This window comes from Streptomyces sp. NPDC020681 (genome assembly GCF_044334895.1).
Taxonomy (GTDB): Bacteria; Actinomycetota; Actinomycetes; order Streptomycetales; family Streptomycetaceae; genus Streptomyces.
In genome coordinates this window covers 347,031-365,622 of the sequence record NZ_JBIRTX010000004.1, presented here as the reverse complement: position 1 = coordinate 365,622, position 18,592 = coordinate 347,031, and the positions used below count along the sequence as shown (strand labels likewise).

18 protein-coding genes are annotated in these 18,592 nt (G+C 70.5%); 4 read left to right on the top strand and 14 right to left on the bottom strand.

Annotated features, from left to right (window positions below):
- The 11 genes from ACH4YL_RS11805 to ACH4YL_RS11755 all read right to left on the bottom strand — a co-directional run bounded on the left by ACH4YL_RS11805 (window position 1) and on the right by ACH4YL_RS11755 (window position 11,984).
- On the bottom strand, window positions 1-1,068 hold the full coding sequence (locus ACH4YL_RS11805; RefSeq protein ID WP_398507335.1) for a polyprenyl synthetase family protein: 1,068 nt from the start codon (window positions 1,066-1,068) through the stop codon (window positions 1-3).
- A 38-nt stretch (window positions 1,069-1,106) separates the two neighbouring features.
- Window positions 1,107-2,492 carry a hydroxysqualene dehydroxylase HpnE gene (hpnE, locus tag ACH4YL_RS11800; protein ID WP_398507108.1) on the bottom strand — a complete coding sequence of 462 codons (1,386 nt, stop codon included), beginning with the start codon at window positions 2,490-2,492 and terminating at the stop codon, window positions 1,107-1,109.
- A gap of 91 nt (window positions 2,493-2,583) precedes the next feature.
- Window positions 2,584-3,522 (bottom strand): presqualene diphosphate synthase HpnD, encoded by a 939-nt coding sequence (hpnD, locus tag ACH4YL_RS11795; protein WP_398507107.1) that lies wholly within the window; start codon window positions 3,520-3,522, stop codon window positions 2,584-2,586.
- An 8-nt stretch (window positions 3,523-3,530) separates the two neighbouring features.
- Window positions 3,531-4,460 (bottom strand): squalene synthase HpnC, encoded by a 930-nt coding sequence (hpnC, locus tag ACH4YL_RS11790; RefSeq protein ID WP_398507106.1) that lies wholly within the window; start codon window positions 4,458-4,460, stop codon window positions 3,531-3,533.
- 434 nt (window positions 4,461-4,894) lie between these two features.
- Window positions 4,895-5,680, bottom strand: a complete 786-nt coding sequence (locus tag ACH4YL_RS11785) for an ABC transporter ATP-binding protein (RefSeq protein ID WP_398507105.1) — start codon at window positions 5,678-5,680, stop codon at window positions 4,895-4,897.
- Window positions 5,673-6,602 (bottom strand): ABC transporter permease, encoded by a 930-nt coding sequence (locus tag ACH4YL_RS11780; protein ID WP_398507104.1) that lies wholly within the window; start codon window positions 6,600-6,602, stop codon window positions 5,673-5,675. The genes ACH4YL_RS11785 and ACH4YL_RS11780 overlap by 8 nt, the downstream gene beginning before the upstream one ends.
- Before the next feature lie 98 nt (window positions 6,603-6,700).
- Window positions 6,701-7,573 (bottom strand): glycosyltransferase family 2 protein, encoded by an 873-nt coding sequence (locus ACH4YL_RS11775; protein ID WP_398507334.1) that lies wholly within the window; start codon window positions 7,571-7,573, stop codon window positions 6,701-6,703.
- Window positions 7,574-7,581: 8 nt separating this feature from the next.
- Window positions 7,582-8,361: a CDP-alcohol phosphatidyltransferase family protein gene (locus ACH4YL_RS11770; RefSeq protein WP_398507103.1), complete on the bottom strand. Its 780-nt coding sequence runs from the start codon at window positions 8,359-8,361 to the stop codon at window positions 7,582-7,584.
- The gene (locus ACH4YL_RS11765) at window positions 8,339-9,400 is read right to left on the bottom strand and encodes an iron-containing alcohol dehydrogenase family protein (RefSeq protein ID WP_398507102.1); all 1,062 of its coding nucleotides are present in this window, start codon (window positions 9,398-9,400) and stop codon (window positions 8,339-8,341) included. Before ACH4YL_RS11765 ends, ACH4YL_RS11770 begins: the two co-directional genes overlap by 23 nt.
- Window positions 9,388-10,125, bottom strand: a complete 738-nt coding sequence (locus tag ACH4YL_RS11760; RefSeq protein WP_398507101.1) for a sugar phosphate nucleotidyltransferase — start codon at window positions 10,123-10,125, stop codon at window positions 9,388-9,390. Before ACH4YL_RS11760 ends, ACH4YL_RS11765 begins: the two co-directional genes overlap by 13 nt.
- Window positions 10,122-11,984: a DUF5941 domain-containing protein gene (locus ACH4YL_RS11755; protein ID WP_398507333.1), complete on the bottom strand. Its 1,863-nt coding sequence runs from the start codon at window positions 11,982-11,984 to the stop codon at window positions 10,122-10,124. The genes ACH4YL_RS11760 and ACH4YL_RS11755 overlap by 4 nt, the downstream gene beginning before the upstream one ends.
- Before the next feature lie 367 nt (window positions 11,985-12,351).
- On the opposite strand from ACH4YL_RS11755, the gene galE reads away from it, so the two are divergent.
- The 3 genes from galE to idi all read left to right on the top strand — a co-directional run bounded on the left by galE (window position 12,352) and on the right by idi (window position 15,286).
- Complete coding sequence (galE, locus tag ACH4YL_RS11750; RefSeq protein ID WP_398507100.1) at window positions 12,352-13,335, top strand: UDP-glucose 4-epimerase GalE; 984 nt, start codon at window positions 12,352-12,354, stop codon at window positions 13,333-13,335.
- A 145-nt stretch (window positions 13,336-13,480) separates the two neighbouring features.
- Window positions 13,481-14,422 carry a cation diffusion facilitator family transporter gene (locus ACH4YL_RS11745; protein ID WP_398507099.1) on the top strand — a complete coding sequence of 314 codons (942 nt, stop codon included), beginning with the start codon at window positions 13,481-13,483 and terminating at the stop codon, window positions 14,420-14,422.
- Window positions 14,423-14,692: 270 nt separating this feature from the next.
- Window positions 14,693-15,286: an isopentenyl-diphosphate Delta-isomerase gene (gene idi / locus ACH4YL_RS11740; protein WP_398507098.1), complete on the top strand. Its 594-nt coding sequence runs from the start codon at window positions 14,693-14,695 to the stop codon at window positions 15,284-15,286.
- Between the two features lie 219 nt (window positions 15,287-15,505).
- Here the strand turns inward: idi and ACH4YL_RS11735 are convergent, their stop codons facing one another.
- The gene (locus ACH4YL_RS11735; RefSeq protein ID WP_398507097.1) at window positions 15,506-15,976 is read right to left on the bottom strand and encodes an ATP-binding protein; all 471 of its coding nucleotides are present in this window, start codon (window positions 15,974-15,976) and stop codon (window positions 15,506-15,508) included.
- Window positions 15,977-16,206: 230 nt separating this feature from the next.
- On the opposite strand from ACH4YL_RS11735, the gene ACH4YL_RS11730 reads away from it, so the two are divergent.
- Entirely contained in the window at window positions 16,207-16,950 is a 744-nt protein-coding gene (locus ACH4YL_RS11730) for an enoyl-CoA hydratase/isomerase family protein (protein WP_398507096.1), read from the top strand.
- A gap of 8 nt (window positions 16,951-16,958) precedes the next feature.
- On the opposite strand, the gene ACH4YL_RS11725 is transcribed toward ACH4YL_RS11730, so the two are convergent.
- Both ACH4YL_RS11725 and ACH4YL_RS11720 read right to left on the bottom strand, forming a co-directional pair.
- Complete coding sequence (locus ACH4YL_RS11725; RefSeq protein WP_398507095.1) at window positions 16,959-17,603, bottom strand: DJ-1/PfpI family protein; 645 nt, start codon at window positions 17,601-17,603, stop codon at window positions 16,959-16,961.
- 10 nt (window positions 17,604-17,613) lie between these two features.
- Window positions 17,614-18,585: a GlxA family transcriptional regulator gene (locus ACH4YL_RS11720; RefSeq protein WP_398507094.1), complete on the bottom strand. Its 972-nt coding sequence runs from the start codon at window positions 18,583-18,585 to the stop codon at window positions 17,614-17,616.
- Window positions 18,586-18,592: the final 7 nt, after the last annotated feature.

The following is an 18,592-nucleotide window of genomic DNA, read 5'->3' as shown; positions in this document are numbered from 1 at the left end:
TCATCTCTTTCGTACGACGACGAAGTCGGCGAGCGCCACGAGCTGCGCCCGCACTTGCTCGGGCATGTCGACACCGCTGAGCGCCTCGATGGCGACGGCGTGCTGCCTGCGGGCCTCCTGGGAGGTCCACTCGCGGCCGCCTGCCTGCTCGATCAGGGCCGCCCTGGTGGCGAACTCCTCCTCGGAGAAGCTGTCGAAGTCACTGCTCTTGGCATCGGCCGCGAGCAGCTCCCCGAGGCGCTGTGAGGCCGGTCCGCCGGCGGCGAGCGCGGCGACGACCGGAAGGGACTTCTTGCGCTGGCGCAGATCGCTCCAGGTCTGCTTGCCGGTGGCCACCGGGTCTCCCCAGATGCCCAGCAGGTCGTCGACGGCCTGGAAGGCGAGTCCGAGGTGATAGCCGTACGCCTCGAGCGTGTCGGCGGTGCGGTCGTCCGCGCCGCCGAGGACCGCGCCGATGGAGACGGCGCAGGCCAGCAGCGCGCCGGTCTTGTTGCCCTCCATCTCCAGGCACTCCTCGACGGTGACCCGCTCGCGGTGCTCGTAGGAGATGTCCTGGGCCTGGCCGTCGATCAGCTTGCGCGTGGCGGTGGTGAGCCGGCGCGTCGCACGTCCGGCCTCGACGGTGCCGAGCTCCAGCAGGACCTCGTTCGCGAGCGCGAAGAGCGCGTCGCCGACGAGGATGGCCTGGGCGGGCCCGTGCACCTTCCAGACGGTGTCGCGGTGGCGGCGCTGCTCGTCGCCGTCCATCAGGTCGTCGTGCAGCAGCGAGAAGTTGTGCACCAGCTCGACGGCGACCGCGCCGGGGATGCCCACCTCGGGCGAGGCGCCGGCCGCTTCGGCGGACAGCAGCGCGAGCGCGGGCCGTACGGCCTTGCCGCCGTCCCCGTCCGCGGGCCGTCCTTGGGCGTCGATCCAGCCGAAGTGGTAGGCGGCGACGGTGTCCATGGGCGGCGCGAGCCGGTCCACGGCGGCGCGCAGCACGGGGGTGGACAACGTCCGCCCGCGTTCCAGCAGCGCGACGATGTCGACGCCGGCTGCGGTGTCTTCAGCCGGGTTCGCCGAGGGCACAGTCGGCACGGTCTCTCCTCTTGTTCCAGTACTCAGGCTCATGCCGCCTCCTTGAGCGGATGTTCATGGGGGCGGCCGAGGGCGGAGAGCGCGGCGCCTGCGGCGGTGAAGCCGCTGCGTACGGCACTCTCCATGGTCGCGGGCCAGCCGGTGGCGGTCCACGCGCCCGCAAGGTACAGGCCGGGAGCGCGGGTGCGGGCGCCGGGGCGCAGTCTGCCGACTCCGGGAGCGGGTGCGAAGGTCGCCGTGCGCTCCCTGGTGACGAAGAAGTCGCGCACCTCGGCTCCTCGCGCGGCGGGCAACAGCCGTTCCAGTTCGGGCAGATAGCGCTCGCGCAGCTGCGAGACGGGTGCGTCGATCTCGTCCTCGGCGGCGGACTGGGACAGCGCCAGATACTGGCCGTCCTTGAGTCCGGAGGCGTCGGTGCGGTCGAAGACCCACTGGACGGGTGTGCCGAGCGCGGCGAAGAAGGGCCGGCGCAGCACCTTGCGGTCGTACAGGACATGGATGTTCAGGATCGGCGCGGTGCCGATGTCGAGCAGCCGGTCCGGGTCCTCGATGGCCCCTTCGGGCAGCAGCGCATGGGCCTCGCGCTGGGCCACGGCCAGGACGACGGTGTCCGCCTCGAGACGCTCGCCCTCCACCTCGACGTCCCAGCGTCCGTGCTCGCCACGGGAGACGCTGCGGACACGGGTGGAGACTTCGGTGCGTACGCCGGCGGAGTCGAGGGCCTTGCGGGCCAGCGTGTCGTGGAGGTCGCCGAGCGGCACGCGGGCCCAGCCGATGTCGGCCGCGCCGGGCTCGGAGAGCAGTCCGGTCTTGAAGACCATGGCGGCGAGTCCCATGGACGCGTTCGGCGCCGTGGCGTTCAGCGTCGCCACCCCGACCAGGTCCCACAGGGCTTCGATGGTGCGCTCGGACTGGCCGTGACGGCCCAGCCAGGTGGCGAAGTCGATGCCGTCGAGCGCCGGGTCGGCCGGGTCGAGCTTGCCCAGCGCGAGAGCGGCGCGCCCGACGCTCGCCCGCTCGACGAGCGAAAGGTGCGGATAGGTGGCCAGGCTTGCGGCGAGGTGCAGCGGCACGGGCAGCGCGGTGCGGCGCAGCCGTCCGAGCCGCGGTCCGCGCCGGTGTGCCACATCGAGCACGGGCACGTCCAACCGGTCCTGGAGCGGCGCGAGTTCAGCGCCGTCGACCCGCTCGAGGAACCAGCGGTAGGCGGTGCAGCAGCGCAGATAGACATGCTGGCCGTTGTCCACGGTGAGGTCGCCGCGCCGGAAGGAGAAGGCGAGGCCGCCCAGTCGTGGGCGGCCTTCGACGAGGGTGACGTCCATGCCCGCGTCGGCGAGCTGGAGCGCCGCGGTGATTCCGGCGAGTCCGCCGCCGACCACCACCGCGTGCCGGGTCCGCAGGTCGTCGTCGCTCATGCGCCTTCCCCCTGACCCTGTGCGGCCGTTGCAGTCTGGGACGCCGCACCGGAGCGGAGGGTTGCCCGCCGGTTGTGCGCGTACGGCAGCATCACGCGCGCCCCCTGAGGCTCTGCCGGTTGACGTGCCGGGCGTCGAGTCCGGACAGGCCGCGCACGGCGACGAACGCCTTTTCGCGGCCCGGCAGCGAGACGCGGCCGCGCAGCACCGCCTCGGGGTCGCGTTCGATGCGGTCGAGCAGCCGGCGGTAGATGCCGGCCATGGCGGCGACGCATGCTCCGCTGCGCCGGTCGAGCATCGGCAGCAGCCGGTAGCCCTCGACGAAGAGCGCACGGGCGCGCCGCACTTCGAAGTGGACCAGGCCGGCGAAGTCGGAGCCGGGCGGCGGCGTTGCGCTGTGGAAGCCCGTGGAGCAGCCGAACTTGGCGAGGTCGTCGGCGGGCAGATAGGTGCGTCCGTTGCCGGCGTCCTCGCGAACGTCCCTGAGGATGTTGGTGAGTTGGAGTGCGAGCCCCAGCGTGTCGGCGTACTCGCCGGCGCGCTCGGTGCCGCGCGCGCCGGTCTGAGTGCCGAACACGCCGAGCGAGAGCCGCCCGATCGCGCCCGCGACGCAGCGGCAGTAGACCTTGAGATCGTCCCAGGTTTCGTAGGTCTCGCCGCGAACGTCCATCAGGACGCCGTCGATCAGTTCGTCGAGCCCGCCGAGCGGGAGCGGGAAGCGGCCCGCCGCGTCCGCGAGGGCCACGGCGACCGGGTCGGTGTCGTCCTCGTCGACCGCGTGCTGCCTGATCCGGTCCAGCAGTTCGCGGGTGCTTTCGAGGCGCTCGCGCTTGGCCTCGGGCGCGAGTGCGCCGTCGCCGATGTCGTCGACCCGCCGGGAGAAGGCGTACAGCGCGGACATGGCCTGTCGCTTGTCGGTCGGCAGCAGCCTGATGCCGTAGGCGAAGTTACGCGCCTGCTGCCCGGTGACGGCCTCGCAGTAGCTGTACGCGGCCTGCACCTGCGCGGACGCCTGTGTCGGTCCCTCCATCGTCCGGCTCACCCCTCTCTACGCGCTCTTCGCAAGACGGCTCCCACTTCACGCAGCAGATGGGCCTTGGCGGGCTTGGGCGCTCCGGGCAGAACATCGTGCCCTGCGGCCGCGATCGCGTTGAGTGCGGCGCGCCCGCCGGCCACAAATCCGGCGAGCAGCAGTCGCAGCCTGCCGTGGACGCTACCCACCAGCGGTGTGCCTTCATCCAGCAGTTGCCGGGCGCGATCCGCCTCGTAGCGGATCAGGGCCCGCACCGAGGCGCTGCCGGTCGGCGCGGCCAGTTCGGCCTCGGTGACGTGGAACCGGTGCATGTCCTCGGCGGGCAGGTAGATCCGGCCGCGGCCCAGGTCCTCGGTGACGTCCTGGAGATGCTCGACGATCTGGAGCGCGGTGCACACGGCGTCGGAACGGCGCACCCGTTCGGGGCTCGCGGTTCCGGTGATCTGCAGCACCAGCCGGCCGACGGGGTTGGCGGACAGCTCGCAGTAGGCGAGGAGTTCGTCATAGGTCGTGTAGCGGCTCACCAGCTGGTCCTGGCGGTTGGCCTCGATCAGGCCGATGAAGGGGGCGGTGGTGAGCGAGCGGCGGCGCACGGTCGGTTGGAGGGCCTGCAACAGCGGATGCCGCGGCGCTTCGCCGGACGCGTCGAAGACCCGGAGCAGATCGGTCTCGAAGGCGGCCAGCATCGCGAGCCGGTCGTCGGCGTCCGCGGGATCGACTCCGAGGTGGCGTGCGTCGGCGCCGCCGGGGGCGAGGTCGCCGTCGCCGATGTCGTCGACGAGGCGGGCGAAGCCGTATACGGCCATCAGGTCGTCGCGCCAGTCGCGCGGCAGGAAGAAGGGGGCTACGGGAAAGTTCTCGTCCGCGGCCTTGTCGAGCGTGGCGCGCGCGGGATTCGCCGGGAACACAGCACGCGTCTGCCGGGTGCCCGTCATGCGGAGCTGCCCGGTGCGGGGACGGCGAAAGCCTCGCGGAGCTGGAGATTTTCCGTCATTGCCGTCACATCTCCCGTTCTACACTGCCGATCCAATCCATCCTATTTCGGACACGCCGCCGGTGTTCCCGACTCCGGGGGGACCGCCTGGCGGGCACTATGCCGAGGGGGTATCGCCCCACTTGCCGTGATTCAGCACCGGTACAGCTTACGTTGTACAACGCGTAGTGATACGTCGGGGTGTTGCGCGCATTACAAGAACACTCCAATCGGGGCCAACCTTCCTCTGTCGCACAGGAATTGACCTTCGCTTGACGTTCCGGGCCGGCTGTCGAGCCGCGGTGCGGACCGCGCCGTCCCCTGCCATGACGCAAAAGACCCCCGCCTGGATGCCACGGCGGGGGTCTTTTGTCGGAACTGGCGATCGGGGCCGGGTTACCTGCCGGTCTCCTTCTCGTACGCCTTCAGGACCTCGGCCGTGGGGCCGTCCATCAGCAGCTCGCCCTTCTCCAGCCACAGCACGCGGTCGCAGGTGTCCCTGATCGAACCGAGGCTGTGGCTGACGAGGAAGACCGTGCCGGCCTCCTTGCGCAGCTCGCGGATCCGCTGCTCGGAGCGGATCTGGAACTTCCGGTCACCGGTGGCCAGTGCCTCGTCGATCATCAGGACGTCGTGGTCCTTGGCCGCCGCGATGGCGAAGCGGAGCCTGGCGCCCATGCCCGACGAGTAGGTGCGCATCGGCAGGGTGATGAAGTCGCCCTTCTCGTTGATCCCGGAGAAGTCGACGATCGACTCGTAGCGCTCGCGGACCTCCTCGCGCGACATTCCCATGGCGAGGCCGCCGAGGATGACATTGCGCTCGCCGGTCAGATCGCCCATCAGCGCGGCGTTCACACCGAGCAGCGAGGGCTGACCGTCGGTGTAGACCTTGCCGCTCTCGGTCGGCAGCAGCCCGGCTATGGCACGCAGCAGTGTGGACTTGCCGGAGCCGTTGGTGCCGATCAGTCCGATCGCCTCGCCGCGGTACGCGGTGAAGGTGACGCCCCGCACGGCGTGCACCTTGCGCACACCACGCGGCTCGCCCTTGCCGCGCTTGAGCATCCGGCTGAGCGCCGCGGTGGCACTGCCCTTGCCGCCGGCGCTGCCGTGCACGCGGTAGACGATGTGCACATCGTCGGCGATGACGGTGGGGATCCGGTCCTGCATGTTGTCTTCAGCCACGGCCGTACCGTTCTTCAGCCTTCCAGAAGTACACGAACCCGAAGACGCCGAACAGGATCGCCCAGCCGAGCGCGAACGCCCAGATGTGCGGCGGCAGGTTCTCCGAGCCGTAGCCGTCGATCAGCGCGAAGCGGATCAGGTCCATATAGACGGCGGCCGGGTTCAACTGCAGCACGGTGGCGATCCACTCGGGCTTGTCCTTCATCATCACCGGGATGGAGAACATCACGCCGGATGCGTACATCCAGGTTCGCATGATGAAGGGCATCAGCTGCGCCAGGTCCGGAGTCTTGCTGCCGAGCCTCGCCATGATCAGCGCGAGACCGGTGTTGAAGACGAACTGCAGGACCAGCGCGGGAATGATCAGGAACCAGGACAGCTTCGGGTAGCTGCCGAACCCGATGGCGATCAGGAACAGCACGATCATCGAGAACAGCAGCTGCTGGAGCTGCTGCAGGGCGAACGAGATGGGCAGCGAGGCACGGGGGAAGTGCAGTGCTCGCACCAGTCCGAGGTTGCCCGAGATCGCGCGTACGCCCGCCATCACCGAGCTCTGGGTGAAGGTGAAGACGAAGACACCCGTCACCAGGAACGGGACGAAGACCTCGTTCGAGATCCCCTCCCGGGTCCCCAGGATGAGCCCGAAGATCAAGTAGTAGACGAGCGCGTTGAGCAGCGGGGTGGCCACCTGCCACAGCTGGCCGAGTTTGGCCTGGCTGTACTGGGCCGTCAGCTTGGCCTGCGAGAAGGCCAGGATGAAGTGGCGTCGGCCCCACAGCTGCCGGATGTACTCGACCAGCCCCGGTCGGGCACCGCTGACCGACAGGCCGTACTTGGCAGCGATCTCCGCCGGGGACAGACCGTCGTCGGCGGCTGGCGGTTTGGTCAGCATGACCGCACCGTCATGAGTTGTGTCACTCACAAGTGGAAACTTTCGTCTTCAAGATGCGCGGCAATTCGGGCGCGGCTTCGGGCGTAGCCGCCTCCCCCGTGAACCCGATGCTCTCAGAACCGAGCTTGTCAGATGACAGGTGGTCGGCCCAGTCTGGTAAGCCGCCACACAGTACGCCACTTCATGGGACGGCGGGGACCGCAGGGGGTCCGCCAGCCCTCCTTGAAACCTCCGAACCAGGCCTTCAGTGCGGGCAGCGATGGCCGCCGCGCCAGCGTGAGGAGCACCCAGACACCGATGTAGACGGGGACCAGGGGCGCGGGCAGGTTGCGGCGGGCCAGCCAGACCCGGTTGCGGGCCACCATGCGGTGGTAGACCGCGTGCCGGGACGGCGGCATCGTCGGATGGAACAGCACCATGTCCGCGCGGTAGTCGATGGCCCAGCCCGCGTCCAGCGCACGCCAGGCGAGGTCGGTCTCCTCGTGGGCGTAGAAGAACTCGTCGGGCAGGCTGCCGACCTCGGCGAGCACCTTTGTCCGTACGGCGTTGGCGCCGCCGAGGAAGGTCGTCACGCGCGAGGAGCGCAGCGGGTCGGAGGCCCGCAGCCGCGGAACGTGCCGGCGCTGGGTCAGCCCGGTCTCCGGGTCGGCGATCCGGAAGCTGACGATGCCAAGACCCGGGTCGGCCGCGAAGGCCTCGCGCACCAGCTCGGCGGTGTCGGTGTTGGGCAGCAGACCGTCGTCGTCGAGGAAGAGGAGCGCGTCGACTTCGGAGCCGGACGGCCCGAAGGCCTCGATGCCGACGTTGCGTCCGCCCGGAATGCCCAGATTGTCGGGCAGGTCCACGGTGCGTACGCCCTCGGGGACATCGAGCACCGGCGCGCCGTTGCCGACGACGACCACCTGGATCGGCTCGCCTTCCTGCTTGGCGACCGAGTCGAGCAGCGCGCGCAGGTCGTCGGGGCGGTTGCCCATCGTGATGATGACCGCGCCGAGCTTCATGGGCGTACTCACTTGAGCCTGCTCGAGGCCAGGATGGACACCAGGTGCAGCAGCGTCTGGAGCAGCGCGATGCCGGCCAGCACGGCGACGCCGAGGCGCGTGAAGAACAGGTCGCCCCGGACCGCGTCCAGGATCGCGAGCAGCAGGATGAGCAGCGACGCCTCGATGCCGAGGACGAGCCGGTGGAACTTCAGCGCGCCGGCGGCCCGGCGGGCCAGCGCCATGCCGGACGAGCGGGGCTCGGACGCCGACTCCTTGACCGGCGGCAGACCGCCCTGGTGGCGGGCGACCCCGACCAGGTCGGTCTCGGCCTTGATCAGGATCGCGCCGAGCGCGGCGAGCGTGCCGAGGAAGGCCCACAGCCAGTCGATCCGCCCGGAGCCCCACAGGTCGGCGGCGCGCAGGCCGAAGCCGACCAGGACGGCGGCGTCGCACAGGTAGGCACCGACGCGGTCCAGGTATACGCCGGAGAGCGAGAACTGCTTCTTCCAGCGGGCAACCTCGCCGTCGACGCAGTCGAGCAGCAGGTAGAGCTGGACCGCCACGACGCCGAGGACGGCGCCCCAGACGCCCGGCACGAGCAGGGCGGGGGCCGCGAGGACGCCGCAGATGGTCATCAGGTAGGTCAGCTGGTTCGGCGTGACCTTGGTGGTGACCAGGCGGCGGGTGATGCGCAGGGAGACCTCGCGCATGTACAGGCGGCCGCCCCAGTGCTCCCCGCTTCGCCGGTCCTTCACTCCCTCCGGGTGAACGACCGGACGGAGTTCAGCTACTGATGGTCTTGGCATAGTCGGCGTACGCGTCCCTGATCTGATCGGTGGTGAGGTCAAGGTGCTCGAGGATGGTGAAGCGGCCCGGTCGGGTCTGCGGTGCGTACTCCACGGCCTTGGCGAACTCGTCCATGGAGAACCCGATTTCGTCGGGCAGCACCGGCAGGCCGTGCCTGCGCAGCACCTCGGCGAACAGCCGTGCTTCGTCCTGGGCTCCGCGAAGGTGCATCGCGAAGGCGGCTCCCAGTCCGACCTGTTCTCCGTGGCTTGCTGCCCGCTTGGGGTAAAGCAGGTCGAAGGCGTGGCTGATCTCGTGGCAGGCGCCGGACGCGGGCCGGGTGTCGCCGCTGATCGAGATCGCGATGCCGGTCAGCACCAGGGACTCGGCGAGCACGGTGAGGAACTCGTCGTCGCCGACTCCGCCGGGGTTGTGCAGTACGGCTTCGCCGGCGGTGCGGGCCATCGCTGCGGCCAGGCCGTCCACCGGCTCCCCGTTGACCTGGTGGGAGAGCTCCCAGTCCGCGATCGACGAGAGGTTGGAGATCGCCTCGCCGATGCCGGAGCGTACGAAACGTACCGGCGCCTCGCGGATGACGTCGAGGTCGATCACGATCGCGATCGGACCGGGGACGCCGTAGGAGCCGCGGCCGTTGTCGTTGTCCAGCGTCGCGACCGGCGAGCAGAGACCGTCGTGCGACAGGTTCGTCGCGACCGCGACCATCGGCAGGCCGACGCGGGCCGCGGCGTACTTCGCCACGTCAATGATCTTGCCGCCGCCGAGGCCGACCACGGCGTCGTAGCGCTTTCCCTTGATGGCGTCGGCCAGCCCGACCGCGGAGTCGATGTTGCCGTCGGCGATCTCGAACCAGGTGGCGCCCGGGAGCACCGGCGACAGCCTCTCGCGCAGCGCCTGGCCGGAACCGCCGCTGATCGCGATCGCCAGCTTGCCGGATCCGGAGATCCGCTGGTCGGCGAGCAGGCCGGCGAGGTCGTCCAGTGCGCCGGCGTTGATGTCGACGACGACCGGCGACGGGATGAGCCGGGTCAGTACTGGCACGCGATCTCACGGCCCTTCGCGAGGTCGTCGTGGTTGTCGATCTCGACCCACTTGACGTCCCCGATGGGAGCCACGTCCACGGTGAAGCCGCGGCCCACGAGCTCCTGGTAGCCGTCCTCGTAGTAGAGGTCGGGGTCGCGCTCGAAGGTGGCCTTCAGCGCGTCCGCGAGCTCCACGGCGGCCTCGGGCTCGATGAGGGTGACGCCGATGTACTCGCCGGTGGCGGTGGCCGGGTCCATCAGCTTGGTGATGCGCGTGACGCCCTGGCCGTCCGCGGTGATCACCTTCATCTCCTCGTCGGCGAGGTGCTTCACCGTGTCGAGGGCGAGGATGATCTTCTTGCCGTCGCCGCGGGCGGCGAGCAGGGTCCGCTCGACGGAGACCGGGTGGACGGTGTCGCCGTTGGCGAGGATGACGCCCTGCTTCAGGACCTCACGGGCGCACCACAGGGAGTAGGCGTTGTTCCACTCCTCGGCCTTGTCGTTGTCGACGAGGGTCAGCTTCAGGCCGTACTTGGCCTCCAGGGCGGCCTGGCGCTCGTAGACGGCCTCCTTGCGGTAGCCGACGACGATGGCGACCTCGGTGAGGCCGATCTCCGCGAAGTTCCCGAGCGTCAGGTCGAGGACGGTGGTGTCGCCGTCCACGGGCACGAGGGCCTTCGGGAGCGTGTCGGTGTAGGGGCGAAGACGCCGTCCGGCACCGGCTGCCAGTACGAGGCCGATCATGCGGGTTCTCCTTCGTCATGTACGGCGGGTGCGGCGGAGGACACCCAGAAGCGGATGCTCTCCGTCAGCACCACGAGTGCGACGACGGCAGCGAGCACCGTCAGCGCGATGGTGAAGTCGGTGGCGGTGACCAGCGCGGCCAGCAGCGCGACTGCGAGGACCCGCCCCTCATGGCCGCCGATCACCCGAACCAGCAGGCGCGGGGGCGCGCCCGTACCGCCGCGGATGCGGTACACCGTGTCGTAGTGATGGTAGGCGACGGCGGCCACCAGTCCGAAGGCCGCGGGCAAGGCCCCGTTCACCTCCGCCCGGGCGGCAAGGGCCAGGACGACGCCGTACTCGGCGGCTCTGAACACGGGCGGGACGAGCCAGTCGAGGGCGCCCTTGAGGGGGCGGGCGACGGCCACGCCCGAGGTGATGACATACATCACGGCCGCAACGAGGGGCCAGAGCGAGCCGTAGTCGCAGAACGCGGCAGCTGCGACGACGGCCGCGCCGCCGGCGAAGGCGATCACGGGCGGGAGCAGCGCGGGAAGCTTCCGGGCGCCGCTTGCCGCGGCGCGTGCGACGGTCTCCGCGAGCGGTCCCGAGTCGGCGAGGTCGGCCAGCGCCTGGGCGGCCCGGTCGGTCCGCTGTGCCTTGCGGGTCAGCGAGCGCAGGACGCGGCCGGCTGTGGTGTAGCAGGCGGCGAAGGAGCAGCCGATCAGCAGCGCGTAGAACACGATCCGCGGGGTGGTCACGGCGGTCAGCACGGCGATCATGGCCCAGCGCTCGCCGATCGGCAGCACGATCATCCGGCGCACCCAGACCGTCCAGCCGACGCTGTCGAGCTTGTCGGAGAGCGCGGCAGTCGGGCTGGTGTTGGACACGGCGTCGTGGTTCGCCTCGTTGAAGGAGAAGTCCACGACATGGCGGCAGCTCTGGAGCACCATCGCGCCAAGCGCCAGGGCCCACACGTCGTCGCCGCCGCGGGCCGCGCCGAGGGCGAGGCCCGCGTAGTAGGCGTACTCCTTGGCACGGTCGAAGGTCGCGTCGAGCCAGGCGCCCATCGTCGAGTACTGCAGCGAGTAGCGGGCGAGCTGGCCGTCCGTGCAGTCCAGCACGAAGGAGAAGAGCAGCAGCACGCCGGCGGCGACATAGCCGCCGCGGGTCCCGGTGGCCGCGGCGGCGGCCGCGATCAGGGCCGTGAGCAGGGAGGCGGTGGTGACCTGGTTGGGCGTCAGGCCACGGCGTGCGCACCAACGGGCGATGTAGCGGGAGTACGGGCTGATGCAGAAGGTCGTGAAGAACCCGTCACGGGCCTTCACGGCGGACCGCAGCCGGACGGCTTCGTCGTCGACGGCGGCGACGGCCTGCCGGGCCTCGTTCCGCGCCTGCGGGTCGCCGGGCACGGTCGCGACGAGCGACCCGAGCTCGGGCCGGTGCACGGCGGTGCCGGTCGCCGCGAGGGCGGCGGTGAGCGCGCCGGGCAGGTCGTCCGCCTGCACGCCGGTGTCGGTGGCTGTGTTGCTCCCGGCTTCCGTCACGGCCGCACGCGCGGCCGGTGTGCGCCCGGCCACGCCGGTGGTCGTCTCCAGCGCGCGCGTCAGCGCGCTCCGGGCCTCCGGCTGGGCCGTGAGCGCGCCCTCGACCGCGGCGGCGGGGAAGCGCGGGTCCGTCAGGGCCAGGCGCAGGGCGTGGACGTGGCCGACGAAGCGTGCGTCGACGACCGCGACCCGTTCCGACGCGGGGACGGCGGCGAGGAGCGAGCCGGTCGTGGCGGCATCCGGGGCGACCCGTACGTCGAAGCCCAGCGACCGCAGATCGCCTTCGAGCGACGATCCGGGTACCGGCGGGCCGGTGAGGATGGCGGTCGGCAGACGAACTCACTCCTTGGAGCTGCGGGTGTGCGGGTGCGCGGCGGCTCGGCCCGTATACGGGCGGCGGCTCGTCGGCAGAGGCTATCTGATGCGTGGAGGCGGGAGTTCACTGGCCGTTTACGCCCCGCTCGACGGTGCCTGCCCCGTTGTGCCGGGCGCACCGAGATCATCATCGTCGATCATCGCCTCGACCCACAAACCGCGGGTCGGCCGGGCCGGGGTCCGCCGAGGCGCGGTGCCGGGGCCCGCGAACCCGGCAGGGCCCGCGAACCCGGCAGGGCCCGCGAACCCGGCAGGACACGGCAGGGCCCGACAGGACACGGCAGGGCCCGACAGGACCCGGACGACAGGCCATAGGCTTGCGGTCATGACTTGGCTGATCACAGGTGGAGCGGGGTACATCGGCGCGCATGTGGCGCTGGCCATGAGGGAGGCGGGCGAGAAGGTCGTCGTACTCGACGATGTGTCGTCCGGAGTCGCCGAGCGGCTGCCCGAGGAGATCCCGCTGGTCCGCGGCGCCGTCCTGGACCGCGAGCTGCTGGACCGCACGCTCGCGGAGCACGATGTGACCGGCGTCGTCCATCTCGCCGCGAAGAAGCAGGTCGGACAGTCCGTCGAGGAGCCGCTGCTCTACTACCGGCAGAACCTCCACGGACTCACCGTGCTGCTGGAGGCGGTCGTCGAGGCCGGTGTGCAGCGGTTCCTGTTCTCGTCGTCGGCGGCCGTATACGGAGTGCCGGACCTGGAGATGATCCCCGAGACCGCTCCGTGCGTGCCGATCAATCCGTACGGGGAGACCAAGCTGGCCGGCGAGTGGCTGGTACGGGCCACCGGCCGGGCGCACGGCATGTCGACGGCCTGTCTGCGCTACTTCAATGTGGCGGGCGCGGCCCGTCCCGAGCTGGCCGACACCGGGGTGTTCAACATCATCCCGATGTTCTTCGACCGGATCACCCGCGGTGAGGCGCCACGGATCTTCGGCGCCGACTACCCGACGCAGGACGGCACCTGCGTCCGCGACTACATCCACGTGGCCGATCTCGCCGACGCCCATCTCACCGTTGCCCGCAGGCTGGCCGACCAGGACGGCGCCGGGGATCTGACGGTCAACATCGGCCGCGGCGTCGGCGTCTCGGTGCGTGAACTCTCCGATCTGGTGGCCGAGATCACCGGTTACGACGAGCAGCCGGTGATCGAGCCGCGCCGCCCCGGCGATGCCGCGAAGGCCGTCGCCTCCGTCGATCTGATCGCCAAGGAACTGGGCTGGACGGCCTCCCGCGGAGTGCGCGAGATGGTCGAGTCGGCCTGGGACGGCTGGTGCCTGCGGCACCCCGGAGCTCGCCTCGGATGATCTTGTGGGCGCCTCTGACCTGCGGGTCGTTTCCGCAGGTCAGGCGATATGACAACGGTGTTCAGTGCCGTGTTGCCGGATACCCCCCACCCGTAGTTCACTGAGGTCTCGGCAGATCAATTCCGACGACCTGGAGGCGTCTCGCATGGGGGCTGGGCACGACCACGGGCATTCGCACGGCGGACCGCCGCCGACCGGCACCGCGGCCTCGGCCTACCAGGGACGCCTGCGCATCGCGCTGACGATCACGCTGAGCGTGACGGTCCTGGAGATCGTCGGCGGCGTGCTCGCCGACTCGCTCGCGCTGATCGCCGACGCCGCCCACATGGCGACGGACGCGGTCGGTCTGGCGATGGCGCTGCTGGCGATCCACTTCGCCAACCGGCCGGCCGCCGGGAACCGGACCTTCGGCTTCGCACGGGCCGAGATACTCGCCGCGCTCGCCAACTGTGTGCTGCTGCTAGGCGTCGGCGCGTACCTCCTGTACGAGGCGGTGCAGCGCTTCCTCGAACCGGCCGAGACCAAGGGCGGACTGACGATCGCCTTCGCCCTGGTCGGTCTGCTGGCCAACGCCGTCTCGCTCTCACTGCTGATGCGCGGCCAGAAGGAGAGCCTCAATGTGCGCGGCGCCTATCTGGAGGTGCTCGCGGACACGCTCGGCTCGTTCATGGTCCTGGTCTCGGCCGGGATCATCCTGACCACCGGCTGGCAGGCGGCCGACCCGATCGCGTCGCTGTTGATCGGCCTGATGATCGTGCCGCGGACCTTGAAGCTGCTGCGGGAGACGCTGAACGTGCTGCTGGAGGCGGCTCCCAAGGGCGTCGACATGGGTGAGGTGCGGGCACACGTACTCGCGCTGCCGGGTGTGGAGGACGTACACGATCTGCATGCCTGGACGATCACTTCCGGAATGCCGGTGCTCTCCGCGCATGTGGTGGTGCACCAGGATGTGCTGGACGCGGTGGGGCACGAGAAGATGCTGCACGATCTGCAGGGATGCATCGGCGATCACTTCGATGTCGAGCACTGCACGTTCCAGCTGGAGCCGGTGGGCCATGCGGAGCACGAGGCCAGGCTCTGTCACTGAGACGGCGCGCCGGGCCGACGCGGCGGAATCCGGCCAAGTTTCGTGGTGCCCGATGCGGCCATGACCGGCCCGGGCCGGATGGTTCCCGTGGTGCGCGGCGGGGCAATGCGCTATCCGGGGGCTCTCAGCATCCGATGCACAGGGCGGCTTCCGCGCCGACCCACGGCGCCGGAGGAGGACATGCCCGGACTGCCGAAGTGCGGACAAGCCGCTTTTGTACGGCAGACTGGGCAGGCCCCTCAGGGCCGAGGACCGATGCGAAGGATGGTTATGCCGACCTCACCAGCCACCGCGGCGAACAGTGCGTCGAACGGCGCACCCCAAGCGATCCTGCTCGAGCTGGTCGACGAGCACGGCAATACCGTCGGCACCGCGGAGAAGCTCTCGGCCCATCAGGCGCCCGGGCAGTTGCACCGGGCGTTCTCCGTGTTCCTCTTCGACGAGCACGGCCGCCTGCTGCTGCAGCGCCGCGCGCTGGGCAAGTACCACTCCCCCGGCGTCTGGTCGAACACCTGCTGCGGGCACCCGTACCCCGGTGAGGCGCCGTTCGCGGCCGCCGCCCGTCGTACGTACGAGGAGCTGGGCATCTCGCCGTCGCTGCTCGCCGAGGCGGGCACGGTCCGCTACAACCACCCGGACCCGGACTCGGGTCTGGTGGAGCAGGAGTACAACCACCTCTTCGTCGGTCTGGTGCAGGCTCCGCTGCGGCCGGATCCGGAGGAGGTCGGCGATACGGCGTTCGTGACGCCGAAGGAGCTGGACGAGCGGCATGCCGACGCGCCGTTCTCCGCATGGTTCATGACGGTGCTCGACGCCGCCCGCCCGGCGATCAAGGAGCTCACGGGTCCGTCCAGCGGCTGGTGACCCGGAGGCGAACCGAGCGCCAGATCTAGGGCCTGTCGTCTGGATCAGGCCGGATCAGTGAGCGGGTCTGGTGCCATGGGGCCTCCCCGGGCCCCCAGGGCCCAGGGGACGGATCGCAAGGCGGAGGAGGGAGGCATGGCGGAGCCATGCCGACCGACGACAACGCGGCGAGGCGCGGCGCCAGGGCACGCGAGCCCGGCAAGATCCAGACGACAGGCCCTAGAGCCGCGCGGTGTCGCCGTCGCGTCTCAGGGGCAGTGCGGCCCAGATGATCTTTCCGCCGCTCGCGGTGTGCTCGACGTCGCAGGATCCGCCGGCCTCCAGTGTGATCTCCCGTACCAGCAGCAGACCGCGGCCGCCGGTCTGCCCCCAGTCCGTCTCCAGCGCCTTGGGGCGGTACGGGTGGTTGTCCTCCACGGACACCCGGATCCACTCGGGTCCGATCGCGACCTCGACGGCGATCTCCGGCGAGAGCAGCGCCGCGTGCCGTACGGAGTTGGTGACCAGCTCGGAGACGATCAGCAGCAGGCCCTGGACGAGCTCGTCCTGGGCCGGGACTCCCTGGCGGTTGAGCAGATCGCGCACCGCGTGCCGGGCCTGTGGGACCGACAGGTCGACCGCAGGAGCGGTGAATCGCCAGACGCCCTCGTACGACAACGGCCGGGCCGGGACGCTCCCGCGGCTCTCCATAGTCCGGCACCCACCCTCGGTTCGACTGCCCCTGACCATCGAGTTATCAGTGTTGGTAGTCAGTTGGTCCGGACCGGGTAGCTGAACACAAGTCAGCGTCAATCGACGCTTTTTGACCGAGTGCGTATGACAGCGTCAGTTGTGCGACTGATCCTGATCTTCTTCTGGCCGGTTCTCCGACGCATTGACCCCGGCCGCCAGGTGCACCTTCGGCGGATAACATCCGGCACATGGAGCCCCAGCTGCACCACTCCGTCGCGGACGGCGTGGCCACCGTCGTCATCAGCAATCCCGACAAGCGCAATGCCATGACCGCCGGGATGTGGCGCGCGCTGCCCGAGCTGCTGGCGCGGCTGGCCGAGGACCCTGCGGTGCGGGCGCTGGTGCTGACCGGTGAGGGGCCGACCTTCTGCGCGGGCGCGGACATCTCCTCGCTGCGGGAGCCCGGCGAGGCTCCGCAGACCCTTGCCGTACGGGCCGAGGACGCGCTCGCCGCGTTTCCGAAGCCGACGCTGGCCGCCGTGCGCGGCTACTGCGTGGGCGGCGGCTGTCAGCTCGCGGCCGCCTGTGATCTGCGGTTCGCGGAGGCGGACGCGCTGTTCGGAGTGACTCCGGCGAAGCTCGGGATCGTCTATCCGGCCTCGTCCACCCGGCGGCTGGTCTCACTGGTGGGTCCGGCGGCCGCCAAGTACCTGCTGTTCTCGGGCGAGTTGATCGACACCGAGCGGGCGCTGCGCAGCGGTCTGGTGGACGAGGTGCTGCCGGGCGGCGAACTCGGCAAGCGGGTCGCGGAGTTCACCAGGATCCTCGCCTCGCGCTCGCAGCTCACGCAGGCGGCGGCGAAGGAGTTCACGAACGGCCGCACCGACCGGGACGCGCACTGGGAGGAGCAGGCGCGCGGCGGCGGTGACACCGAGGAGGGTGTCGCCGCCTTCCTGGAGCGGCGGGCGCCGCGCTTCACCTGGACCGTGTGACGTTCGGGTCAGCTCGCACCGTGGAGGACCCATTCGGCCTCTCCACGCCAGTCCGCCACGAGGTCCGCCGGGGCCTTGTCGGGCGAGCCCGCGTCGTAGGGCGGCTGCGGGTCGTATTCCGTGAGCAGTTGCACGGACTGGGCGGTCGGGTCGCCGGCGATCCGACCGAGCAGATGCAGGGCCATGTCGAGCCCGGAGGAGACCCCGGCGCTGGTGACGTACTTGCCGTCGAAGACCACCCGCTCGCCGGTCGGCTCGACGCCGAACCCCGCCAGGTCGTCCAGCGCGAGCCAGTGCGAGGTGGCGCGGCGGCCCTTCAGCAGGCCGGCTCCGGCGAGCACCAGCGAGCCGACGCAGACAGATGTGGTCCAGGTGCTGGTGGCATCGACCGTGCGCAGCCACTCGAGGACCGTCTTGTTCTTCAGCACCTGACGCGTGCTGGTTCCGCCCGGGACGACGACGATGTCCGGGGCCGTCACCTCGGCGAGGCTCCGTTCGGCGATCAGCGTGAGACTGCCCTGGTCGTTGCGTACCGGACCCGTCTTCTCCGCGACGAACACGGTCTCCGCGCCGGGCAGCCGGCCGAGCAGCTCATAGGGACCGACGGCGTCGAGCGCGGTGAAGCGGTCGTAGAGCAGGATCGCGATCTGCATGGGGTTCCCTTCAGGTGGCGGGCTGGGCAGGGGCGTGGAAGCGGCGGCGGTACTCCGCGGGCGCGGTTCCGAGCGTCTTCACAAAGGCGCGACGCATCGCCTCGGGCGTGCCGTAACCGGCCGCGCGCGACACCTCCTGGACGCCGTAGGCGGTGTCCTCCAGCAGCCGCCTGGCGTGTTCGAGCCGTACGCGCTCGACGTACCGGCCCGGCGTCATCCCGGTCTCGGCCTGGAACGCGCGGGCGAAGTGCCGTGGCGAGAGCCGGGCGCGCCCGGCCAGGGATTCGACGGACAGATCGCCGTCGGGATGCTCACTGACCCAGTGCTGGACCTCGCGCAGCGGTTCGCGGCGCGCGGTCTGTGCGGCGAGCTGGGCGCTGAACTGCGCCTGGTTTCCGGGGCGTCGGAGGAACACCACCAGAATGCGGGCGACGGTGAGCGCGACATCGCGGCCGTGGTCCTCCTCGACCAGCGCGAGTGCCAGGTCGATGCCGGCGGTGACGCCGGCGGAGGTGGCGATCCGTCCGTCGCGCACGAAGATCGGGTCCGGATCGACGTCGACCTGCGGATGGCGGCGGGCGAAATGGTCGCACAGGGCCCAGTGCGTGGTGGCCCGGTGGCCGTCGAGCAGTCCGGCGTCGGCGAGCAGCAGCGATCCGGTGCAGACGGAGAGCAGCCGCTCGGCGCGCGGCGCGTTCTCCCGGAGCCAGTCGATCACCGCGGCGTCGGGACGGCGGGTGCCCTCGCCGCCGGGGACAAGGAGTGTGTGGTGCGGCGCCGCGTCGGCGAGAGCGGTGTCCGGGACGAGTGAGAGCCCGCTGGAGGTCCGCACCGCCGACCCGTCCAGCGAGGCGGTGCGGATCGGATAGGCGGCCGGGTCGCCGGTCACCATCCCGGCGCGGGTGAACACCTCCACGGGGCCTGTCACATCCAGGCTCTGCACGCCGTCGTAGAGGACGACGAGCACGGATCGCTCTGTCATGTCCTCC